This is a genomic window from Methylocaldum sp. GT1BB (genome assembly GCF_051027545.1).
Lineage (GTDB): Bacteria > Pseudomonadota > Gammaproteobacteria > Methylococcales > Methylococcaceae > Methylocaldum.
Genome location: NZ_CP194902.1, coordinates 3,161,434 through 3,181,528 on the forward strand (window position 1 = coordinate 3,161,434; position 20,095 = coordinate 3,181,528).

General features: G+C 57.3%; 19 protein-coding genes and 1 pseudogene. 12 read left to right on the forward strand and 8 right to left on the reverse strand.

Going from position 1 to position 20,095, the window contains the following annotated elements:
• The first annotated feature begins 249 nt into the window (after nt 1-249).
• The 3 genes from ACR2TX_RS15575 to mgtE all read left to right on the forward strand — a co-directional run bounded on the left by ACR2TX_RS15575 (nt 250) and on the right by mgtE (nt 3,857).
• Complete coding sequence (locus ACR2TX_RS15575) at nt 250-1,122, forward strand: DNA-methyltransferase (protein WP_086135080.1); 873 nt, start codon at nt 250-252, stop codon at nt 1,120-1,122.
• Entirely contained in the window at nt 1,122-2,096 is a 975-nt protein-coding gene (locus tag ACR2TX_RS15580) for an XcyI family restriction endonuclease (RefSeq protein ID WP_086135028.1), read from the forward strand. Before ACR2TX_RS15575 ends, ACR2TX_RS15580 begins: the two co-directional genes overlap by 1 nt.
• A gap of 429 nt (nt 2,097-2,525) precedes the next feature.
• Nucleotides 2,526-3,857: a magnesium transporter gene (mgtE, locus tag ACR2TX_RS15585; RefSeq protein WP_434130032.1), complete on the forward strand. Its 1,332-nt coding sequence runs from the start codon at nt 2,526-2,528 to the stop codon at nt 3,855-3,857.
• A gap of 99 nt (nt 3,858-3,956) precedes the next feature.
• Here mgtE and ACR2TX_RS15590 read toward each other — a convergent pair whose 3' ends face one another.
• Nucleotides 3,957-4,736: a ceramidase domain-containing protein gene (locus ACR2TX_RS15590; RefSeq protein WP_434130034.1), complete on the reverse strand. Its 780-nt coding sequence runs from the start codon at nt 4,734-4,736 to the stop codon at nt 3,957-3,959.
• 122 nt (nt 4,737-4,858) lie between these two features.
• Here ACR2TX_RS15590 and ACR2TX_RS15595 point away from each other — a divergent pair, with 122 nt between their 5' ends.
• Complete coding sequence (locus ACR2TX_RS15595; RefSeq protein ID WP_347258360.1) at nt 4,859-5,311, forward strand: hypothetical protein; 453 nt, start codon at nt 4,859-4,861, stop codon at nt 5,309-5,311.
• A 129-nt stretch (nt 5,312-5,440) separates the two neighbouring features.
• On the opposite strand, the gene ACR2TX_RS15600 is transcribed toward ACR2TX_RS15595, so the two are convergent.
• Nucleotides 5,441-5,761: a PilZ domain-containing protein gene (locus ACR2TX_RS15600; protein ID WP_077729864.1), complete on the reverse strand. Its 321-nt coding sequence runs from the start codon at nt 5,759-5,761 to the stop codon at nt 5,441-5,443.
• Between the two features lie 215 nt (nt 5,762-5,976).
• Between ACR2TX_RS15600 and ACR2TX_RS15605 the strand changes: the two genes are divergently transcribed.
• Both ACR2TX_RS15605 and ACR2TX_RS15610 read left to right on the forward strand, forming a co-directional pair.
• On the forward strand, nt 5,977-6,198 hold the full coding sequence (locus ACR2TX_RS15605) for a hypothetical protein (protein WP_077729863.1): 222 nt from the start codon (nt 5,977-5,979) through the stop codon (nt 6,196-6,198).
• Nucleotides 6,199-6,570: 372 nt separating this feature from the next.
• Nucleotides 6,571-7,638: pseudogene (locus ACR2TX_RS15610) on the forward strand (ribonucleotide-diphosphate reductase subunit beta); the annotation flags it as partial.
• A 357-nt stretch (nt 7,639-7,995) separates the two neighbouring features.
• Here the strand turns inward: ACR2TX_RS15610 and ACR2TX_RS15615 are convergent.
• A complete protein-coding gene (locus tag ACR2TX_RS15615; RefSeq protein WP_240507092.1) occupies nt 7,996-9,429 on the reverse strand; it encodes a phenylacetate--CoA ligase family protein in 1,434 nt (477 codons plus the stop codon).
• Nucleotides 9,430-9,766: 337 nt separating this feature from the next.
• Here ACR2TX_RS15615 and ACR2TX_RS15620 point away from each other — a divergent pair, with 337 nt between their 5' ends.
• Both ACR2TX_RS15620 and ACR2TX_RS15625 read left to right on the forward strand, forming a co-directional pair.
• Entirely contained in the window at nt 9,767-9,958 is a 192-nt protein-coding gene (locus ACR2TX_RS15620; protein ID WP_434130037.1) for a hypothetical protein, read from the forward strand.
• A gap of 152 nt (nt 9,959-10,110) precedes the next feature.
• Complete coding sequence (locus ACR2TX_RS15625; RefSeq protein WP_434130039.1) at nt 10,111-10,491, forward strand: hypothetical protein; 381 nt, start codon at nt 10,111-10,113, stop codon at nt 10,489-10,491.
• A gap of 40 nt (nt 10,492-10,531) precedes the next feature.
• Here ACR2TX_RS15625 and ACR2TX_RS15630 read toward each other — a convergent pair whose 3' ends face one another.
• Nucleotides 10,532-12,487, reverse strand: coding sequence for a serine/threonine protein kinase (locus tag ACR2TX_RS15630; protein ID WP_434130041.1), 1,956 nt, complete (start codon nt 12,485-12,487; stop codon nt 10,532-10,534).
• Nucleotides 12,488-12,907: 420 nt separating this feature from the next.
• On the opposite strand from ACR2TX_RS15630, the gene ACR2TX_RS15635 reads away from it, so the two are divergent.
• Nucleotides 12,908-13,279 (forward strand): hypothetical protein, encoded by a 372-nt coding sequence (locus ACR2TX_RS15635; RefSeq protein WP_133718271.1) that lies wholly within the window; start codon nt 12,908-12,910, stop codon nt 13,277-13,279.
• 156 nt (nt 13,280-13,435) lie between these two features.
• On the opposite strand, the gene ACR2TX_RS15640 is transcribed toward ACR2TX_RS15635, so the two are convergent.
• Together ACR2TX_RS15640 and ACR2TX_RS15645 are read right to left on the reverse strand one after the other, a co-directional pair.
• Nucleotides 13,436-13,762: a BON domain-containing protein gene (locus tag ACR2TX_RS15640; RefSeq protein ID WP_077729857.1), complete on the reverse strand. Its 327-nt coding sequence runs from the start codon at nt 13,760-13,762 to the stop codon at nt 13,436-13,438.
• Between the two features lie 215 nt (nt 13,763-13,977).
• The gene (locus tag ACR2TX_RS15645; protein WP_077729856.1) at nt 13,978-14,346 is read right to left on the reverse strand and encodes a hypothetical protein; all 369 of its coding nucleotides are present in this window, start codon (nt 14,344-14,346) and stop codon (nt 13,978-13,980) included.
• A 329-nt stretch (nt 14,347-14,675) separates the two neighbouring features.
• On the opposite strand from ACR2TX_RS15645, the gene ACR2TX_RS15650 reads away from it, so the two are divergent.
• Nucleotides 14,676-15,680 carry a sodium:calcium antiporter gene (locus ACR2TX_RS15650; protein ID WP_434130044.1) on the forward strand — a complete coding sequence of 335 codons (1,005 nt, stop codon included), beginning with the start codon at nt 14,676-14,678 and terminating at the stop codon, nt 15,678-15,680.
• Between the two features lie 50 nt (nt 15,681-15,730).
• Here ACR2TX_RS15650 and ACR2TX_RS15655 read toward each other — a convergent pair whose 3' ends face one another.
• Nucleotides 15,731-17,116: a sensor histidine kinase N-terminal domain-containing protein gene (locus tag ACR2TX_RS15655; RefSeq protein ID WP_156879415.1), complete on the reverse strand. Its 1,386-nt coding sequence runs from the start codon at nt 17,114-17,116 to the stop codon at nt 15,731-15,733.
• On the reverse strand, nt 17,109-17,780 hold the full coding sequence (locus tag ACR2TX_RS15660; protein ID WP_077729853.1) for a response regulator: 672 nt from the start codon (nt 17,778-17,780) through the stop codon (nt 17,109-17,111). The genes ACR2TX_RS15655 and ACR2TX_RS15660 overlap by 8 nt, the downstream gene beginning before the upstream one ends.
• Before the next feature lie 145 nt (nt 17,781-17,925).
• On the opposite strand from ACR2TX_RS15660, the gene ACR2TX_RS15665 reads away from it, so the two are divergent.
• Nucleotides 17,926-19,308, forward strand: a complete 1,383-nt coding sequence (locus ACR2TX_RS15665) for an OpgC family protein (protein WP_086135037.1) — start codon at nt 17,926-17,928, stop codon at nt 19,306-19,308.
• A 128-nt stretch (nt 19,309-19,436) separates the two neighbouring features.
• Nucleotides 19,437-20,084 (forward strand): carbonic anhydrase, encoded by a 648-nt coding sequence (locus ACR2TX_RS15670; RefSeq protein WP_077729851.1) that lies wholly within the window; start codon nt 19,437-19,439, stop codon nt 20,082-20,084.
• The last annotated feature ends 11 nt before the right edge of the window (nt 20,085-20,095 follow it).

The window sequence follows — 20,095 nt, forward strand, 5'->3', positions numbered from 1 at the left end:
AAAAGAAAGGACACCCGATTGCCGCTTGTCTCCTCCGCTCCTCGCTTTCGGCGGGGGTCGCCAGAAGGGGCTTCCATGCCCCTCTGGCGACGCGCGGAATCCATTCCACGCCCCTGCCGGGCTATTCCCGCCGAAAGCTCCGGTGCTCGGCGCGGCAAACAGGGAAACAAAAGACTAGAGGAAATCGACCAGCATAAAATTCGACGGAATGCGCTGGGGAACGAGATCAGCAATTTGAAGGTAACCGCCATGCGACAAGAACATATCTTTCCGCCGGAAAAATTCCCTCTTACGGAGTCGATCTTGTTTGAAGGGGATGCGTTTCACGTTCTCCAACGAATCCCATCGGAATCAGTGCAATGTGTAGTCACGTCGCCGCCCTATTGGGGCCTGCGGGATTATGGCATCGAAGGCCAAATCGGATTGGAGCCGACGTTGCCGCAGTTTTTGAACCGGCTCGTCGCGATATTTGCGGAAATCAAACGGGTCCTCAAATCCGATGGGTTGTTATGGCTCAATATCGGCGATGGCTACACCAGCGGCAATCGGGGGTATCGAGCGCCGGACAAGAAAAATCCAGCGCGGGCAATGAACGTTCGCCCGGATACGCCGGAAGGTCTTAAACCCAAAGATTTGTTGGGCATTCCCTGGCGTCTGGCGTTTGCGCTCCAAGAAGATGGGTGGTATCTCCGCAGCGACATCGTTTGGCACAAACCCAATGCGATGCCAGAAAGTGTTGCTGATCGTCCGACCCGTGCCCATGAATATCTATTCATGTTCAGCAAATCGGAGCGTTATTATTACGACCGCGAGGCAATACGGGAGATAGGGGGAAACGGAAAACCACGTAATCGGCGCAGCGTCTGGGATATTAATACCCAAGCATTTCCGGGCGCGCATTTTGCCACGTTTCCGCCCGCTTTAATCGAGCCTTGCATACTCGCTTCCACGAAGCCGAACGATTTCGTGCTCGATCCTTTTTTCGGTTCAGGTACCGTAGGACTTGTTTGTTTAAGCCATGGACGCCGGTATGTGGGTATAGAACTTCATTCGGAATATGTCCGAATGGCGGTTCAAAGATTGGGTATTTTCGAACCGAGTGTCATTAAGGTAGCTGCATAATGGCTGCCTTCCGAATTCCCGCACCCGAATTGCAAATCGATTTTTCATTTGCACTCGGTCAGATGCGTACTTTGTACATGCAGGATGCGCTTGGTTCGACGGTAGAGAAGACCGATCTTGCCCTGCTGAATACCCAGTTATCCGAATACGTTCCCGAACATTGTCTTAAAGCCTTGGCTGCCCGAGGGCTGCGTGGCGAGTTGGTGTTTCCTGTTCCGTGCTTATTTGAACAGAATCCGCGATTATTAGGGTATTACCGGCTTTTGCTCGGCTTCAGTCAGAAAGCTTTTTATAGCGCGGAGTTTGGTGTTTCGGGTTTCAAAGCAATGGAAGAGTTCGGGCGTTTGAACGAGGGACAAAAGGCCTCTCTGTCCGCGCTGTGCAAAGCTTTGATCGATAGCGCTTGCGCCTTGGTGGAGGGTATCGGCGCAGATCGGCTCAGTCGCGAGTTACTGGACGACTTGGCCTTGCTGACGGTTGGTCCGCAACTCCGTGGCGGAGCGAATGTGAAGAAAGGGGCGGAAGGCATTGTTCGCGTGTTTGAGGCGATTCATCTTATCGTCCAACATGCCGCTACTTCATCGAGTTCGGGAAAAATAGAGATCGAAAACGCCGCAGGGCGCAAGGTGTCTATCGCATTTGCGCCCGATCCCGACATTGTCATACGTGAAGAAATGGCGAAAGGTAAATTTCGGAACATTATCGCCGTCGAAGTTAAAGGGGGTACCGATTTTTCCAACATTCACAACCGTATCGGAGAAGCTGAAAAAAGTCATCAAAAGGCAAAAGCTTCCGGTTATGTGGAATGCTGGACTGTCGTGAATGTCGACCGCATTGATCTTGATATGGCAAAGCGTGAGTCTCCTTCTACAAATCGGTTTTATCGGCTTTCGACGCTTATAAATGGTCGATCTGAGGAGTATGAGGATTTTAAAGATCGCATTATTTCACTGACCGGAATCCGGAATAATTGACGCTGATGAGTCTCATAGTCAGCAATGCGTCTGCAAAATGCGGGCATCACGTTGGATAGATTGTTTATGAATGAAGATGATTTGTCCGTCGACGCAGCCGAGCATCGCTGGCGTGGGCGGGAATGGCCCGAAGGGTGGACGCAGGGATGCGTCCACTCGGCAGTATGGTAGGGTGGGTTAGGCCTTCGGCCGTAACCCACCGAATAAAAGGTTTCGCTTCGCGAGGGTTCATTTGACTATGGGTCCGAGAACCCGCACTCATAAACCCGTCGCGGCAGCGACACCTTATTCTTTCGAACTCGAAAAAGATAAATACCATATTACGGAAGAGCTCTGAACGATACCGGCCATGCCGGTTGTCCAAAGAATTAGGCGCATGGAATAGCCTGCAAAGGACAGCGTGACACACCAGAATCTCGAGTTTGGCACATGGTCGTGCTGAAATGCCTTCGGCATCCAACAATCCAGTACGTGATGAGTCATCAAGGCGGTGAAATGCCGAAATACACGCTCGATGCTGTCAAGGCGTTACGGCGGCTGGAACCGCCGCAGCGGGCAGAGGCGCTGTCGCGTTATCCGCCGGAGGTGGCGCGGACTGTTTTCGAGCAGTTCGAAGCGCCGCTTCAGAAGGAGGTGCTGGCGTTTCTGCGCGATCATCAAGTCAATCGGTTGCTGGAGGACCTCGATCCGGATGATCGAGTCCGACTGCTGGATACCTTGCCTGAGCCGGTAGGCCAGGCTCTGCTGGCTCGCCTCAGTCCTCGCGAAAGGCGCCTGACCCACAAGTTGCTCGCCTTCCCTGCGGAGAGCGCGGGCCGCATCATGAACCCGGAGTATCTGCCGCTTCGGCCGGAACTTTCGGTGCGGGATGCGTTGATCCTAGTCCACCGCGAGGGCCGTGCGGTCGGTACAGTGAACGTGCTGCCGGTCCTCGATGGCGACGAGCGGCTGGTGGGATTGGCAATGCTCAGCGCACTGGTGCTGGCCGACCCGGACCAGCAGGTGGCGGACGTGATGCTGGCGCCGGTACCCACGGTAGCCCCTGAGACCGACCAGGAGCAGGTGGCCCGCCTGATTCAGGCGGCGGATCTATTGGCGCTGCCGGTAATCGACGATGCTCGGCATTTGCTCGGCTTGATTACGGTGGACGACGCCATGGACGTCGTTCAGCTCGAGCAGGAGGAGGACTTTGCTCGGGCCGGGGGTAGCGAGCCGGTGGATCGTCCCTATTTTTCGATCACCTTGTTGGATCTGGCCCGCGCCCGCTTTGTCTGGCTGTTGCTGCTTGCCTTGGCCGGCGCCCTGACGGTCAACGTAATCACCGCTTTCGAATCACTGCTGGAGCAGACGATCAGTCTCTCGGTGTTCATACCCCTTCTCGTCGGTATTGGGGGCAATTGTGGAGCCCAATCGGCGACTACCGTGATCCGTGCCATGGCCACAGGCGATGTCAACGGGGTGGGAGTCGGGCGCGTGGTATTCCGCGAGACTCGGATCGGCATTCTGCTCGGCACTGCCGTGGCTTTGCTCGCCTATGTGCCCGTGTTGCTGCTGTTCGAATCGGGGCTGGCTACGACAGTTTCCCTGACCCTGATCGCCATCTGTGTCCTCGCAACTCTGGTAGGTGCAGGCATGCCGCTGTTGGCGCGACGGTTCGGTATCGATCCGGCGGTAGTGAGCGCTCCTGTTGTAACGACGCTGGTCGATACTCTCGGCTTAGTCTTATATTTCCTGATTGCAAGGGTCGTCATGGAGTTTTGATGGCGGCGCGAATGGGGGGCGGGCGGAAACACAATTGACGTTTATCCGCGAGTAATCGGTTTACCCTGCCGGGGGGGCGGCGGATTGCTCCGCCAAAGCTCATTCGTGTCGGATCGGCTTTCTTTTTCTCAGCCCCAGCAAGAAACAATAAGCCCCTATCGCCGCCAAAACATGTTTGAGCGCATGCCCGCTGATCGGGTACATCACCTGAAAGATCGTCTCATCCAGCAGCTCCGCCAGTTTGGCGACCAAATAGAACCCGAGCAATGCCCAGATATACCCGCTTCCCGTGAACGAAGGTGAGAACAAAAGCAGTATCAGCGGAATCAGCAGCATGGGTAGAAATTGGACGAGGCCGTAAGGGCGTAGGTCCCCTTGTCCGGATTGTTCGGTCACGTGCCAATAGATGATGGAGGCAATACCGACGAGAATCAGCGGCCATAACAGTTTTTGCCCCGCCTGGCGGGAAATGTATTCGCCGACGATGATGGAGACGAAAGCCATGAAGGCGACGGTCATGGGCAGGCGGTCCCAGACCAGTGTCGTATTGTTTGGATCGAGATGGTAATACGCCGAGCCGGGGCCGATCAGTACGATACCGATGAAGAAGGCGAAATAGCTTGCCCGGAGCTCCGGGAGCGTTCGATCCGGCACTCCCCGGACGAGTTCCCGAAGCGCAGTCAGACCGACCAGGAGGAAGAGGAGATTGGTCGCGACATTCCAGAAATGCGGCACGCCGAACCACCGGCTGCGGTCGGCGAACTCGTGATAGGCCGGGTCTTGCGGGACGGCGGGAACCAAAAACATGCCGATGACCGCGAGCGCGATAATGCCGAGCAGTAAAGCCAGTTTTGGGGTTCTGTGGCGTTCTGTTTTCATGCGATGAAGCTAAAGGAATGCGAGCGTTGACGCACTCCATGCTATACACAGCCGGCCGGTCTGCATACTATTAGCCGACGGATGGCCTTGGGCGTCCGTGTTCAGACATGAGGAGACATCCTATGAAAACAATAACGCTGGGGTTGCTGGTCATGCTTTTAGGGGAGAGCGGCACGACAACCGCTACCGAGGCTGGTATCGAAAGCGCCACCAAACAACTCTTGAAAGATACTGCCAAAACGGTGGTTCAGCGCGGTACACGCGAGCGAGTGCACGTGGCGGCCGAGAGCATAGAGAAAGCCAAAAACCTGAGGGAAAGCATCGATAAAGCGTCTGCTGCGATAGGAGAGCAAGCCCTAGACACTGCCAAGGAATCTGCCGAGCGGCAGCTGAAGGATGCTGTCCCGGCACAAGCCAAACAAGGCGTCAAGGCTGTCGAGGACGGTGTGGATCAGGCCAAGGCGATCAAAAGCCAAGTCAAAAATGCACCCAAATCGACCCGGGACGCTGCTCAGGTCGTAAAACGCAAGGCTAAACAAGAAGCGGCCGAGAAGGCACTCGAGCTATTGCGTTAACCTGCTTTTTGCGCCTCGCCCGGTCAAGGGCGAGGTGGCAACCTCGATTGATAAACTCTTGGCCGGATTCACTCGGGCGTACGCCGGCCGATAGACCGTCCATATCCCGTGCAGTGTAAACACAGCCTATTAACGGCGGAATACCGCGGTGGACCATAACGCCCGCCCGAATTCGAGCCCATATCCTTGTTGAGATTCACGTTTGACGATGACCGAATACCGGAGCAACCGCACGATTTTTCCTCTTTCGACGGCAAAAACGACCATGGCGGGTTTTCCCACGGATGCCTCTGTGTGCGTGGGCATCTGCAGAAAAATGCCGGAACGGCTCAGGTTTTTGGTGATTCCGCGTGATGGATTGCCGGCAGGGGGGATGAGATAAGTGCGAACGGAAGAAATCGAACGCGGTGCGACCCGTCGATCTTCGGGGGAGTCGGTCTTTTTATTCATCGTGTCCAGCCTTTGTTATTAGATAACCCCAACGTCGAAATTTCATCACATTTGTCAGAGCTTGACGAGAACGGTTTGCACATCCCCGGTTCGGAGGCAACCCACATCCGAACTGTCTAAGGAGTAGAATAAATACCACAAATCGAGAGTCGACTTGGACTCGGAAGAGAATCAGTCGATCGAGATGCGACGCAGCAACCAAAGGAGCTCGGATCATGGCCGAAAAACTTTTGCGCGATATTAAACCGGTTTCCCCTGAAAACCTTGACGATCTGATGCTGATCATGGCCAAGAACATCGAAGAGTCGTTATTCAAGAGCGGAGCACGGCCGGGGCTCGATTATTCCATCTTGGACCTTTACAAACTGGCGCAGCCCTTTGCGCTGGAAGTGTTCAGGAAGAACATCAACACCATGTCCTTTACCGTGCAGTGGTAGCGCGGTTCGGCCCAAAAAACGCGGGAGAGGCTTGCCGGCAAAAGTTATAGCCTACATATTGTGTCTATAATGTTTTTGTGCACAATATATAGTCGCTTAGGTTGGCAACCGCTCAACGATCGAGAGTTGCATAGATATTTCTCCTGAACACTCACGGGCCGAAAAGAGGAAAAAAGCATGTTGAATTGGGAAGATCCCCTCGCTGGCGTTACCGGCAAATCCGTCAAAGCTGAAACTAATCCGAATGCGCCCCGGCTGGCGGAATGGGGAGGGGAACTAGCCGCAGCGCGCGATACCGGCAAGGTCAGTCCCGAATTTCAGGATTTTTTTGCTGAAACGCGATACGAAGCGGACCAGGGGATTGCTGCGGGCAGCGACTCTCGTACCGGTGCGACTGGCCTTGAGAGCATCGAAATGGGGGCCCGGCGCATCCAGGTCGATGACAAGCAGATTATCAATTGCCGCGCCGACCTGAATCAGCTCGTGCCGTTCAAGTACCGTTGGGCCTGGCAGAAATATCTGGATGCCTGCGCCAATCACTGGATGCCGCAGGAAATCAACATGAACGCGGACATTGCGCTTTGGAAGAGTATCGACGGACTGACCGAAGACGAGCGCACCATCATCAAGCGAAATCTCGGATTCTTTTCCACCGCCGATTCCCTGGTGGCCAACAATCTGGTTTTGGCGGTATACCGGCACATTACCAATCCGGAGTGCCGCCAATATCTGCTGCGCCAGGCTTTCGAAGAGGCTCTGCACACTCATGCCTACCAGTATGTCGTCGAGTCTCTCGGCATGGACGAGGGAGAGGTGTTCAACATGTACCGTGAATTGCCGGCCGTGGCGCGCAAGGCGGAGTGGGCCTTGCCGTTCACCCAGTCTCTGGGCGATCCCGCATTCCGGACCGGAACGCCCGAAGACGATCAGCGCCTGCTTCGCGATCTCATCGCCTTCTACGTGATTTTCGAAGGGATCTTCTTCTACGTCGGCTTTACCCAAATCCTTTCGATGGGGCGACGCAACAAAATGACGGGCACCGCCGAGCAGTTTCAATACATCTTGCGGGACGAATCGATGCACATGAACTTCGGCATCGATGTCATCAACCAAATCAAGATCGAGAATCCGCATCTCTGGCGCAAAGACTTTCAGGATGAAATCATCCGCATGATTCGCGAGGCGGTGGAGATAGAGACGCAATATGCCTACGACACCATGCCGCGTGGCGTATTGGGGCTGAATGCCGGCATGTTCAAGGATTATCTGGAGTTCATCGCCAACCGACGCTGCGCCCAGATCGGTTTGCCGGAGCAGTACCCCGGCGCTGGCAATCCATTCCCTTGGATGAGCGAAATCCTGGATCTCAAGAAGGAGAAGAACTTCTTCGAGACCCGGGTAACGGAATATCAGACCGGCGGCGTTCTGAGCTGGGATTGATCTCGGTCTCTTCCCGGAACTACGCTCTATAGCATTTTTCCGGTTTGGCGTGGCGCCCGAAGGTGCAGTAGGTCGGCATCCTTTCCCAATCGCAAACGGTCGCTTTAGTCGCGACCCTTCCCGACGCAGCGGGTTTGTCGGCAAAGGATTGCCGACCTACAAACTCCCGATCCTCGCCGCTAAACCGCGGTGAAAAGCGCTCTATAGGCCATCAGGCTTCCCTGTCCGGTTGGCGACAGTGCAGCGCTTATCGATCGTGCTGCGCTGTCTCGCTGGCCGACCGGAGCAAGCTTCCTCTACCGACGGAGAGTCCCCGGCATCGTAGTCTTCCCGTGTAAAGCCGGGCAAGCTAAGGCCTCATCGCCGGGTATACCGGTGCTTGGCGCCAGCCGGGAAGTACTCGGGATCCTCGAACGGCCGTAGCGTAACTTTGGGGAGTTGTTTTTCCGGCGGCGTGTAGTTGGCGAATTCGCTGTTGAGCCGCAACAACTGCGCTTTGACGGATTCCGCAAGCGTCCGGCATTTCTGATCGTCCGCCGTGGCGCCGGGCAGAAGTTCGGCGGTCACGCTCAGGTATTTGTCCCCGTCTGCCGATTCCTTCGTTTCCAGGACGAATTTGCCCGTCGCCCAAGCCATGATATGCGGCTGTTCCAGGCCGACCGTCACGTTTTCCGGATAGATATTGGCACCGTAGAAAGACACGGTGAAATCCGCGCGTCCGAATACATAAACGAAGGGCAGGGGTCTACAGGGAAAGGTTTCGTCCAAACCGTATTCGGCCAGCGGGCCCGCTCCCCAATCTCGCAGAAAATCGCGCATCTCACCGTAACCGACAACTCCGCCTTTATCGGCGATGTGATAGCGGATCAGCGGCACTCCGTTGTCGCCCGAAACCACCAGGGTTTCCTCGTGGACCTCGAACAACCGGCTGATCGGGTCGTACTGAACCAGCGTAGGCAGGCGCGATTCGCCGAAGAGCTCCCTGGCCGCCTCGGGGCGGTCCGCCAGAAAGCGGCGGACGGCGATGCTCAGCGGCGTTTCGTTGCCCAAAACCCCGGCATCCGCCGTGCCATAGAGCGAGGCCGAATCGTAGCAGGGCGCTTTCGAGCCGACCCGCTCGCCTACCAGGTTCCGCCATTCCTCGCTGAACACTTCGCCGGCGAAGACCATTTTCACCCGATAGCGCGGCCATTCGATTCCGGCGGCAAGACCCGCATCGATGACATCTTTGATGAACGGCGGATAGCCGAGGAGCACGGTTTGTTCGAAACTCGGCGAGAGTTCCTGGATCACCCGGAAGATTTCGTCCTTTTTGTTGCCGGGCGTCGCCACCATCAGGGGATACCCTTTGGCTGCGAGATGCCAGGCGCAGGACGTGGTGTACAGTCCGCCGACCCAGTTCCCGAGGGCGAAGCAAACCACGGCCAGCGTGCTGCGTTCGTGCGCCCAGAAACTGTCGTGAAATATCTGCTCGAAACGAAGCGCGATATCGAGCTCGTCGATGATCGATCTGGGCCAGAACGTGGGTTTTCCGGTCGAACCCGAGGAAACCGCCACCCGGTCGCACTCCGCCAAGCGGCCGTTGCGGCAGCGCTCCGGCAGTGGGTAGACATGCATGTAATTGGGCTTGTCGATCAGGGGAAGCTGCCGAAAGGCATCAAAGGATCCGACGGTCTCCGGCGCTATGCCATGGGCGCCGAGAAATGTTCGGTAAGCCGGAACACGGCTCGCCGTTCGGTGGAAAAGGTCCAATACGGCGGATTCAGCATCCATGGCAAGCCGGTCGGCCATCAGTTCGTCGAGCGAGCTAAATAGAAAGTGGTGAAGCCGGCTTTGAATTTCGGAAGTGCGATGGGTCAACACGGTTCGTCGCGCCGATTAAAATGTGGTGCTTTGAATTATGATCTCCGGCCACCCTGGGCGCCACCGCCATCGAAACTTCGCGGGCGTGCCGAGGTGTGCTTATTGACGCGGTCTATAACTTATAGACCGCGTCAATCCGGGGCAGGGATGCTCCGGCGCGGCGACGAGCCGCGTGAGCCCAGGGCGGGCGTGTACCGGCCTGGGCGGCGGCCCGAAATACCAGGAGGGTATATACGGGTCCGATTAATAATTGGATTCGAAGTCGATGAGCAAAGTTTGGGTCTTTCAGCAATCTACATTAGAAGTCGCACTGGACGAGTGGGTCCAGGAGCAGATCAATCACTATCCGCACAAGGAGGAGCTTATCCGCACCGTGGCTCTCGCGATGCGCGATTTCCTCGATTCGCGGCAGGTGGCGGAGCACAAGATGGTGATGAACGTGTCGGACAAACCCTAGTCTCGAACGTGCCGGCCGCGCAACGGGCTTCTCGACAAACGAATTGCAGGTACGCGATCCTTTGCCGCCGAAAGTGTCTTGACGGCGTTCCGCCGATTTGTTTCAGTCGGCAGGATGATCGTTCCGATTCCGGCTTGTCCGAAGGAGGCAATATGCGCGGTTTGGTTAAGACGGCGGTTTTGTTGATCGCTATCGCGAGCGGAAGCGTCTGGGCTTACGGTGGCGGGGGCGGCGGAAGCAGCGGGTGCGCCGAGCCGAAATTCTTCGAACCGAATCCGACCGGCGCCGTTGCCGCGCTTGCCGAGTTCGCTTTCGTCGCGTCGGACAATACCGACAGCGATACTCTTACGGTCGAAATCAACGGCCAGACGGTTCAGCCGGTACTCGAACGCATGAGAAGCGGCGACTGGCGAGTCAAGGCCGTCCCGCCGCAGCCCCTCACCGAGCCCGGTAAGATTCGGATTTCGGTCAAGGCGAAGAGCCGGGACGGGTGCTGGGGATTTCAGCCGTATGCTGTCGAGGTCAAGCCGTGAGTTTCCGGCCGACTGCGCCAACGTGAGCTTTTCGGCCGTTTTATCCCCACTGCTCCAGCACTACGACCTTCCACGCGCGGTTTTTTGTAGGCCAAACCGTTTGCCAGGCGGCAATGCGATTGGATTCTCGGCCGCTTCCATGGGTCGGGCCGTGGTAATAGCCGATGCCGGCTTCCTGATCCGCAATCTGTCTCGCGAGCTGGCGCAATTCGGGAATTTTGTCGAACCGTTCTTCGCGGAACAGGTTTTCCCCGATTTCGTCGGTATCGGTGTCGTAAAGGATGAAACCGTCGTCCTGAATGATCCACACCGCTCTCTCCTGGGTTTGGAGTCCGGCGGGCAATAGTTTTCCCAGGAACTCGGCGGCCTTGAAACGGGCGGACAGAAAACCCGGTATGGTCTTGCCGCGCTTTATGGGTACGACGAGGGTTACGGCGTCGAAACCTTCGGGCGCCTCGTAGACGCGGCTCAGTATGGGTTCGGTCAATTCCAGCGCCAGACGATTGTGTTCGAGCCGGGAGGTATCGGCGCCGATGGCTTCAGCGTATTTCGCCGGCGCCACGGCGGTGATCGTGCCGGGGGCGATCGTGGCGGCAAAAAGCTCGGCGTCGGGATACCGGGTCAGCAGGGATGTCAGAATCGGAGTCATGGCCTTGCGGTCGCCTACGTTGCCCGCGGCGTCCGCGAGCCGTTCCATCCCGCTTCGTATCGAGCCTATGGCATTCGCTATGTCTTCCGCGATCTGATCGGCGGCGGTCAGGTTTTCGTTGGATATGCGGGTGACGTCGGCCAGCGCCGTTTCCGCGCGCTCGCGGGCATGGACCGCCATTCGTCGCTCGGCGACGGCCACTTCCCGCTCTTTCCGGGCATCCATGGCAAAATGGACCGCCAGCCCCGCACCGATCGCGACGGCCATGACGACCGCAAGTCCAGCGGAAAGCGCTGCCTTGTTGCGGGCGACGAAACGGCGCAGCAACTCGCCGCGCGAATAAGCGTACGCGCTGACCAATCGTCCATCGCGGAAAGCGCGCAGCTCGTCGGTCAATTCGGCGGCGTCCCGGAAGCGGCAAAGCTTGTCCTTCGCGAGGGCCTTGTCGCAAATGGCGGTAAGCTCGGCCGGTGCGGGAACCGGACCTTTGCGCGAGGAGGGCAGCGGCGCTTTGGACTTGAGCTGCTCGACGATGGACGAGAGGCTGCCTTTGAGCGGCGCCCGTCCGACCAAGATGTGATACAGAATGCAGCCGAGGGCGAATACGTCGGTTCGCGCGTCCACTTCGCCATAACGCTGATCCACTTGTTCGGGCGCCATATAAGCGGGTGTCCCGAGGATTTCGCTGACTTGAGTGAGGTCGTCGGATCCGGCCTCTTCGGATGCGGCCGGTACGGCCCGGCGGAAGACATCGGCTTCGATGCCGATCTTGGCGAGACCCCAGTCCAGGATGATGGTTTCGCCGAATTGTCCCAGCACGATGTTGCCGGGTTTGAGATCCCGGTGCACCACGCCTTTTGAATGGGCGTAGGCCATAGCCTCGCAGACATCGATGAGCCGGTCGAGCAATTGCAGACGTTTTGCAAGCGCCTGTTCGGGCTGTTCCGAATTGCATGCGGAAAGCGCTTCGGCCAGGGTCTGCCCCCGTACGAGGCGCATCACGTAATAAGGAGCACCTTGGGAAGTGGTTCCCATGTCGTAGACTGGAACGATGCCCGGATGCTCCAGGCGTCCCGTGATTTGGGCCTCACGGAGAAAACGGAGCCTGATGGTGGAGTCGACGGCTTCGTTCGATGCGAGCATTTCCTTGATGGCGACCTGACGCCCAACGCGCTCGTCGAAACCGAGCAGCACCCGCCCCACGCCCCCCTGGCCCACTGTGCCGCACAAGGAGTAATGATCGGTGAGTCTGTAATCGGCTGTGGATTCCTGCGAACCTTGCGCAGCATCGAGCTGGAGTTTCAGCACCGTGTAATCGTCGAAATCGGCGTTATCGTTACCGCGCATTGGTCGATCGTGTGTATTGAACGAAGTTCACATTAATGTAGTTCGTCATCGGCTAAGGGACAAACGGACGGCGACGATCGCGCCGAACCGATCGGCGCCACGGTCGGCTCTTATCCAAGAACGGAAGGGGCGGAACGCGGGTCTAATTGCTTGACGTTGCCCGAATCGTACGGAAGTAGCGATATGGTCACTAAGCGCGTAATGGGCGATTTAGCGACAGGGGCAGAGAACGAAGGCGTGCGGAAGGGAGTCGCCGTCAGCTCAGGGAAATCGAGTCCGGTCAGGTGCCTTTTGTTCTGCCTTCTCGCGAGCATCGCGGTCTTGTGGTTTCGACCGGTGCATTCGGCGGAGATCTACAAATGCCGAACCGATGCCGGGTTGTTATATACCGATGAACCGGCTTCGAGGAGTTGCCGTCGGATGCATATCAAGGTCACCAAACCCGACCCCGAGGCGATTGCGCGATTGGAGGAATGGAAAGAGCAGCAGGCGGCCGAGGCGGCTCGGAAAGCGGCGGAAGCGCGTGAAGAACGCTTGGTCCGGGTTCGCGAGCTGGAAGCCCTGGCGGCATGGCAATCGGCGCGCGCGGCTATGGTGGACGCCGAGGCCGCTCAGTATTGCCAATATCCTCAGCCGGTCTATTTTCCGTTATGGACTTATCCCGGAGTCCCCATTTTTCGCGATTATTCGAGTTTTAGCGGATATCCGTTCCCGTATGGGCACGACGCAAGACGCTACTCGCGATACGGAATGTCGCCCGACCGAATTCATTTCTGGCGAGAGCGGCGATAAGGACCGGGCCGAACAAGGGAACATTCCTCGCGCCGGCAGGTGCGGCAACGCGAAATCAAACCGAGCCGATAAGAAAGGCGACGACGAACGAACCGAAAAGAACAAACAGTCTCCCGAGAAGCCTGACGCCAAGTCTCAGCTCCACGACGGGGTTTCCTAAAACCGCGGCTCGTCGCGTTTCTGCCTGACGCGGATGTTGTTCTCGACCGACTTGACGCCTCGGATTCCGCGCGTGATCGCCTCGGCATGCCGGCGTTGATCCTCGTCGGGAACGAAACCGCCGAGTTGCACATGCCCCTGATGGGCTTGCACCTGGATGCCGAGACCGCCGACATAAATGTCCTGTAAAAGCGCTGCCTTGACCCTGCTCGCAATAGTAACGTCGTCGGCATTGGCGCCGAACTCCGTCTTCTTGCCTTCCGAATTGGCGCAGCCGGTCAGGACGAGCACCGCAATGGACACCAGGAAATATCGCCGTTTCATTTTTTCCTTGCCTGGTTTCGATCTACGGCAGTAGCCAAGCCCAAATGCTCGTTCAATCCAGTCGTACTTGAAGCATGAGACGCTCTTAGCCAGCCGTCCCTAGAGCGTCTCGTTTCCTCCGTCATCTGAGCGAGATCGGGGTTTTCGTGCTGGATTCGCGTTGGCGCTCGAAAGGCGCTTCTGTTTAGCGTCGGCCGCAAACCCGATGTGAAAATCTATTGGTTTTGCCCGTCTTCGGAGCCGCCTTCTCCGCCTTCCGTGCCGCTGTCTCCGCCCGTTGCCCCGCCGGGACTGCCCGTACCTTGCTCGCCTTCGGGCTGCCGTTGCTCCATCCCGGGTTGGGGCTGCTGGCCTTCGCCTTGGGGTTGCTGTCCCGTCTCCGGCTGACCGGTTCCGCCTTCTTTTTGTTTTTCCCCGAATGGTTGGAAACCCTCCCAGCCGGGGTAGGACTTATCGCGATCGGCTTCGGTCCCCGCGACGACAGTCGCCTTGTCCAGAGATTTCTTAGCCGCCCAGACCGGATTCGCGACAAATAGCAGACTCGATACGGCTGCCGCCAGGGCGATCGAGATTTTGTGGCGCATGGATTCCCTCCTGTTTCGCATCCTTATTCGGAAGCTGCCCGACAACATCGAATGAAAATTACTAATAGCACGAACGCCGGTCTCGGTCTCTATGGACTATTACGAGGGGAAGGTGCCGAGCTCATGTAAACATGCAAACACCCATACTCCGATTTCGCCCCACGGCCCGGTGAAATGCGGTTAATCGGAGGTCTCGTGAAAAGACGTTAAACTACGCGCCAACTTTTGCCTCCGTCCCGTCCGCAGAAAGGGGATCATGCGGCAACCCTATGCGGCGATGGAGCGGGCGAACCCTGCGACTTGTCACGAAACACAATCAATATCCAATAATGTTCAGTATTTGGGCGGAATTTGCCGCTTGCTTCCTCTTGATCGCTTATGCCGGAACGAAGCTTTCGTTATACGGCGATGTCATTGCTGACAAGACCGGCCTCTCGGGAAACTGGGTGGGACTGGTCATGCTTGCCACCGCGACATCGTTGCCCGAGTTGATTACCGGGTTAAGCTCGGTCACGCTCGCATCGGCGCCGAACATCGCCGTGGGTAATGTGCTCGGTGCTTGCGTTTTAAATCTGATGATTCTGGTCGTGGTCGATTTCCTCCACCGTAAAGAATCGATTTATCGCCGCGCCAGCCAGGGCCATATTCTCTCCGCGGGTTTTGGAGTGGTCATGATCGGCCTGGTGGGGTTCAACGTTCTCCTCGGACAGCGAAACGGTTGGGCCATAGGGCATGTAGGCGTTTATATGCCTGTCATCGTTCTGATGTATTTGATCGCCGTGCGTTCGATTTTCCGTTACGAAAAGCAGCAGGTGATCGAGTTCGCGGAAGAGGTTACCGATCGTTATGCCGGCATCTCGCTGCGCCGCGCGATCGTGAGTTACGGCGGGGCCGTGGTGGTCGTAGTCGCCGCCGGCGTATGGATGCCGTTCATCGCGACCAAGCTCGCGACGGCCATGGGGTGGCACACGTCATTCGTCGGCACGCTGCTGGTCCCGATAGTCACCTCGATGCCCGAACTCACGGTTACTCTGGGTGCTTTGCGGCTCGGGGCACTCGACATGGCGATCGCCAATCTCCTGGGGAGTAATCTTTTCAACATTTTGATTATCGCGATCGACGATTTGTTTTACCACCCAGGGCCTTTGTTATCCAACGTATCGGCCATCCACGGCGCGTCGGCGATGTCGGCCGTAATCATGACTGGTCTCGCGATCGTGGGCATTCTGTATCGACCGGCGACGCGTGTCCTCAAAACAGTGGGCTGGATCAGCCTCGGGCTCTTTGCGATTTATTTGCTAAATTCCACGGTGCTCTACCTCCATAGCGAGTAACCGGCCGAAGGTAGGCTTTGCCAGTCGGTTCGCCGGAAGAGTTTCTCAGCTCAAAAAAACGGTTCTCGGTCTTGAAAGAGAACTTCGATCCGCGCTCCGCCGTGATCGGAACGTGACAGCCGGACCCGCGCGTCATGCTGCTCGGCAATTTCTTTGACGATCGCAAGCCCGAGCCCGCAGCCGTCGCCGGGACTGCCCGGGGGGCGATAAAACCTCTCAAAAATCCTGTCCGCCTCGGAATCCGGAATGCCCGGCCCGTCATCTTCCACGATGAGGCATGGATGGGTATCCGCCGCGAGCCGTACCGTAATTTGGCCATGATCGCGTCCGTAGCGGATGGCGTTGTCCAGGAGATTGTTGAGCAATTCGCGGAGCAGGGTTTCCTCGCCTTGCACGTACACCGGAGCCTGCGGTCCTTCGAAGCTCAGATCCATATCGCGTTGCAGCGCTCTCGGCACCCAATCCATACAGGCATCCCTTGCGATGGCGCGGAGGTCCGCCCGCGAACCGGGTCGAGAGCCGCCTAGAGCCGTTTCCGAGCGCGCCAGCACCAAGAGCTGCGTGCTCAACCGCGATGCCCGGTCGGCGCAGTTTCGGATTTGCGCGAGGGCGGGGCGCATCGTCGCCAGCTCGGTTTCCCGCAGAGCACGCTCCGCCTGGACTTTCAGGCCGGCCAACGGGGTTCGCAGCTGGTGCGCGGCATTGGCGATGAAGCGCTGCTGGGCAGTGATTGCCGTGGAGAGCCTCGCGAGTAGATCGTTGATGGTATGGGTCAGCGTGAGCACTTCGAGAGGTACGCCGGTATCCGGGATCGGCGCGAGGTCGCGCGGCGAGCGTTGGGCGATTTCGCGCGTCAATGTGTTTAGCGGATGCAGGCCCCGGTTGATGCCTATCCAGATGTACAGCCCCGCGCCAAAAACCAGCAAAAATTGGGGTACCAGCTCGGCCAGGAGAATGTCGGTCATCATGCTGCGTCTTTTCCTTATCGTCTCGGCAACCTGGACCAAGACTTCCTCGGAACTGTCCTTGGGCGTGGCGAGCATGGAAACCACCCGGACGCTGTGGTTTTGAATCATACTGTCGAAATACACCGGCTGATCGCGGACCGAAGCCAAGTCGGGCGGAGGTGGAACTCGTTTGTCCCCGGCCATGAATCCGTGGCGGGACGATTCGATTTTGAAGAAGGTTTGATCCACCTCGTCCCACTGGAAAATCTCCAATGCGGTGGGTGGCAGTTCGAAGGTCACCTTGCCTTTCTGGGCCTTGACTTCCTGCGCCAGCGAGCGTGCCGAGTCGAGCAGCCAGCGGTCATAGGCCGCATTGGCGTAATGAAACGCGATGTAATAGGAGGCTATGGCGTCCAGCACCACGAACAGGGCGAGAGGGAGCGCCAAGCGCAGCAGAAACTGGGTTCGGAGGCTCTGGACTTTAGCCATCGGTGTCTTTTTCGAGTAAATAGCCTAGGCCGCGCACAGTCCGGATTCTCACGCCGAATGCCTCCATCCGTTTGCGCAGCCTGTGAATATAGACTTCGATGGCGTTGTCTCCCAGTTCTTCGTTTCCCGCCGACAGGCGCTGGGCGATACGGTCCTTGCTGACCACCCGCCCGGCCTGGATCAACAGCGCCTCGAGCACTCCGTATTCTCGCGCGGACAGAATGATGGGTGCATCGTCCACCAGCACTTGGCGATTCAGGGTGTCCAGCGTCAATCGGCCGACCGTGAGATCGCCGAATCCTCCATAACGGCGACGTATCAGAGCGTGAATTCTTGCCTCCAACTCTCGGAGGTCGAAAGGCTTGACCATGTAGTCGTCCGCGCCCCATTCGAGACCCTTGATTCGGTCATTCAGGGCATCTCGTGCGGTCAGGACCAAGACGGGAACGGGATTTTTCCGCGCTCGCAACCTTCGCAATAGTTCGCAGCCCTCCATGTCGGGCAGTCCCAGGTCCAGAATGACCAAATCGAAGCTTTGGGTGAGCAGTGCGGATTCGGCATAAGCTCCCGAAGCCGCACCGGTGACCGCGTAGCCCGATTGACCGAGCACGTGCGTGAGGCCGTCGGCCAGAACGGTATCATCCTCCACGAGTAGAATCTTCATAAGTCAAACAAGCGTTATGAAAGGTTTGTGAAAGCTTCGGATTATAGAATGGAGCGTTAGGGCGCCCGCGCCGAGAGCGCTATGGGGTGAGTGTCTAAGTCAGCGTGGACCCGGTGCATATTTTCGTCGACAGATTAAGATCCCGATGACCGGACAAAGCTTACACAAACAGCGAAACCTTAAGCTCGATTTTTTTCGCGGCCTTGCCTTGCTGATTATCTTTATCAATCACATCCCCGCCAACGAGCTGCTGCTTTATACCCCGTCTCGTTTCGGCTTGAGCGATGCGGCCGAGGTCTTCGTGTTTCTCTCCGGCTATGCAGCGGCCATCGCTTATGGCCGCAGTTTCCGCACGTCCGGTTTATGGTTGGGCAGCGTTCGGGTGTTTTACCGCTGTGGGCAAATCTACGGCGCCCACCTCGCTCTGTTCATGCTTTTGGCGGCTGTTTGCGTGCTGGGCAACGCGGTTTTCGAAGAGCCGGATTATATCCACCGTCTCAATATTCGATATTTTTTCGATGATACTCAGGAGGCCCTTCTGGGATTGATTTCCCTACGGTATGTTCCGAATTATTTCGATATTCTGCCGATGTATCTGGTGGTCATGTTGTGGATACCGGTGGTGTGGGCGCTGTCCCGCATTCATATAGCGCTGGCCTTCGCCTTCCCTATCGGTGTTTACCTCGCCATGTGGCGATACGGACTGGAGCTTTCGGCGGACCTGCACAGCGATCGCCCCTGGTTTTTCAATCCGTTCGGCTGGCAGCTGATTTTTTTCACCGGCTTCGCCTTCGGATCCGGCTGGATTAAACCTCCCGGACACAAGATATGGCTGGCGGCAATCTGTGTGGCGTTCGTGATTCTGTCTTTGCCGCTGAGTCCCGAGCCGGCGCTCCGGCCGACCGAGTTCCTGATTCAACTCCACGCCGGTTTGCTGCCCTGGCTGGACAAGACCCATCTCGGGCCGTTACGGTGGGTGTATTTCATGGCCTTGGCCTATCTCGTCACGACATTCCTGCGGAACCGGGAACATTGGCTGAATTCGAAGGCCGTCCGGCCCATTATCGAAATGGGTCAGCAGTCGCTGCCGATATTCATCGTAACGATGGCGCTTTCCTATGTCGGCGGTATGTTCTTGGACCAATTCGGTCACGAGGTCGCGGCGCTTACGGCGGTCAATTTGGGCGGCTGCGCGTTGCTCTTGCTTACCGCCCGCACGATGGCGTGGTTGAAGTCTAGCCCATGGAAAGTTCAGAGCGGGCGGAGTTCCTTGTCGGCCGCTTGGCACGATGATGGAGCGAGCGACTCGCTCTTTCCGGTTTTTGCGGTACGGCCGAGCCGATTGAAGCAAACTCCGGTAATGGTTCTCGTAGCTTTTGTGGCAGCGGTGCCTTTGTCTCTTTCTCAAAGGAATTCGGACGCTCACTATTCCATGGTGGCCATGCGAGGGGCCGGAGGGATCTTAGTGCAAGATCATGTGCATGGTCATGTAAACGAGGCAGTGGGCACTCAAGAGAATTTCAAGTAGCAAGCTCGGGCGATGAGTACGTCGCGAGTGCGTGACGCATTTGGCCGCAGGCCGGTCCTATGCGTGCAGCGTCGGTATCTGGACCGGCACCGTCAAACGCCGATTAACGAACATTTGAAGAGGCAACTATGAGACCGTTCGAGAAACTATTATTGGAAAACAAAGCATGGGCCGAAGAAAAAACGATCCGGGAGCCGGAATACTTTTCGCGGTTGGCTAACGCTCAGACACCGGATTTTTTGTGGATCGGGTGTTCCGATAGCCGGGTTCCGGCGGAAATCATCGTCAATGCTCAGCCCGGCGAGATTTTCGTACACCGGAACATCGCCAATCAGGTCATTACCACCGACTTCAATAGTCTCAGCGTGATCCAGTATGCGGTCGACGTGCTCAAGGTGAGCCACGTGATCGTATGCGGGCATTACAACTGCGGCGGCATCCGGGCGGCGCTCAGCCCGCAACGCTCGGAACTGCTGATCGTCAACAAATGGCTGATGCATATCAAGGACGTGTACCGTTTGCACCAGTCCGAGATCAATGCGCTGGAGACCGAAGAAGCGCGGGCGGAGAGATTGGTGGAGCTCAACGTCATCGAACAGGTTCAGACGCTCGCGCACACCTCGGTAATCCAGCATGCATGGAAACGCCATCAACGCCCGGTACTGCACGGGTGTGTATATGGCCTGAAAGATGGAATCATCAAAGAACTCATCCGGCTTCCGCCCGAAACGCTGATTCATCCGATTTACCAGTACACGGATCTGCCCGAGGGTTGACCCTTCCAGTC

Excerpts from the sequence above, each read along its gene's own strand:
- ACR2TX_RS15645 (WP_077729856.1), bottom strand. The coding sequence starts at position 14,346 with ATGCGCCACAAAATCTCGATCGCCCTGGCGGCAGCCGTATCGAGTCTG.
- ACR2TX_RS15650 (WP_434130044.1), top strand. The coding sequence starts at position 14,676 with ATGTTCAGTATTTGGGCGGAATTTGCCGCTTGCTTCCTCTTGATCGCT.
- ACR2TX_RS15590 (WP_434130034.1), bottom strand. The coding sequence starts at position 4,736 with ATGAAAACAGAACGCCACAGAACCCCAAAACTGGCTTTACTGCTCGGC.
- ACR2TX_RS15615 (WP_240507092.1), bottom strand. The coding sequence starts at position 9,429 with ATGGCCGACCGGCTTGCCATGGATGCTGAATCCGCCGTATTGGACCTT.
- ACR2TX_RS15630 (WP_434130041.1), bottom strand. The coding sequence starts at position 12,487 with ATGCGCGGTAACGATAACGCCGATTTCGACGATTACACGGTGCTGAAA.
- ACR2TX_RS15665 (WP_086135037.1), top strand. The coding sequence starts at position 17,926 with ATGACCGGACAAAGCTTACACAAACAGCGAAACCTTAAGCTCGATTTT.
- ACR2TX_RS15640 (WP_077729857.1), bottom strand. The coding sequence starts at position 13,762 with ATGAAACGGCGATATTTCCTGGTGTCCATTGCGGTGCTCGTCCTGACC.
- ACR2TX_RS15620 (WP_434130037.1), top strand. The coding sequence starts at position 9,767 with ATGAGCAAAGTTTGGGTCTTTCAGCAATCTACATTAGAAGTCGCACTG.
- ACR2TX_RS15655 (WP_156879415.1), bottom strand. The coding sequence starts at position 17,116 with ATGGCTAAAGTCCAGAGCCTCCGAACCCAGTTTCTGCTGCGCTTGGCG.
- ACR2TX_RS15635 (WP_133718271.1), top strand. The coding sequence starts at position 12,908 with ATGCATATCAAGGTCACCAAACCCGACCCCGAGGCGATTGCGCGATTG.
- ACR2TX_RS15580 (WP_086135028.1), top strand. The coding sequence starts at position 1,122 with ATGGCTGCCTTCCGAATTCCCGCACCCGAATTGCAAATCGATTTTTCA.
- ACR2TX_RS15600 (WP_077729864.1), bottom strand. The coding sequence starts at position 5,761 with ATGAATAAAAAGACCGACTCCCCCGAAGATCGACGGGTCGCACCGCGT.
- ACR2TX_RS15595 (WP_347258360.1), top strand. The coding sequence starts at position 4,859 with ATGAAAACAATAACGCTGGGGTTGCTGGTCATGCTTTTAGGGGAGAGC.
- mgtE (WP_434130032.1), top strand. The coding sequence starts at position 2,526 with ATGGTCGTGCTGAAATGCCTTCGGCATCCAACAATCCAGTACGTGATG.
- ACR2TX_RS15660 (WP_077729853.1), bottom strand. The coding sequence starts at position 17,780 with ATGAAGATTCTACTCGTGGAGGATGATACCGTTCTGGCCGACGGCCTC.
- ACR2TX_RS15575 (WP_086135080.1), top strand. The coding sequence starts at position 250 with ATGCGACAAGAACATATCTTTCCGCCGGAAAAATTCCCTCTTACGGAG.
- ACR2TX_RS15670 (WP_077729851.1), top strand. The coding sequence starts at position 19,437 with ATGAGACCGTTCGAGAAACTATTATTGGAAAACAAAGCATGGGCCGAA.
- ACR2TX_RS15605 (WP_077729863.1), top strand. The coding sequence starts at position 5,977 with ATGGCCGAAAAACTTTTGCGCGATATTAAACCGGTTTCCCCTGAAAAC.
- ACR2TX_RS15625 (WP_434130039.1), top strand. The coding sequence starts at position 10,111 with ATGCGCGGTTTGGTTAAGACGGCGGTTTTGTTGATCGCTATCGCGAGC.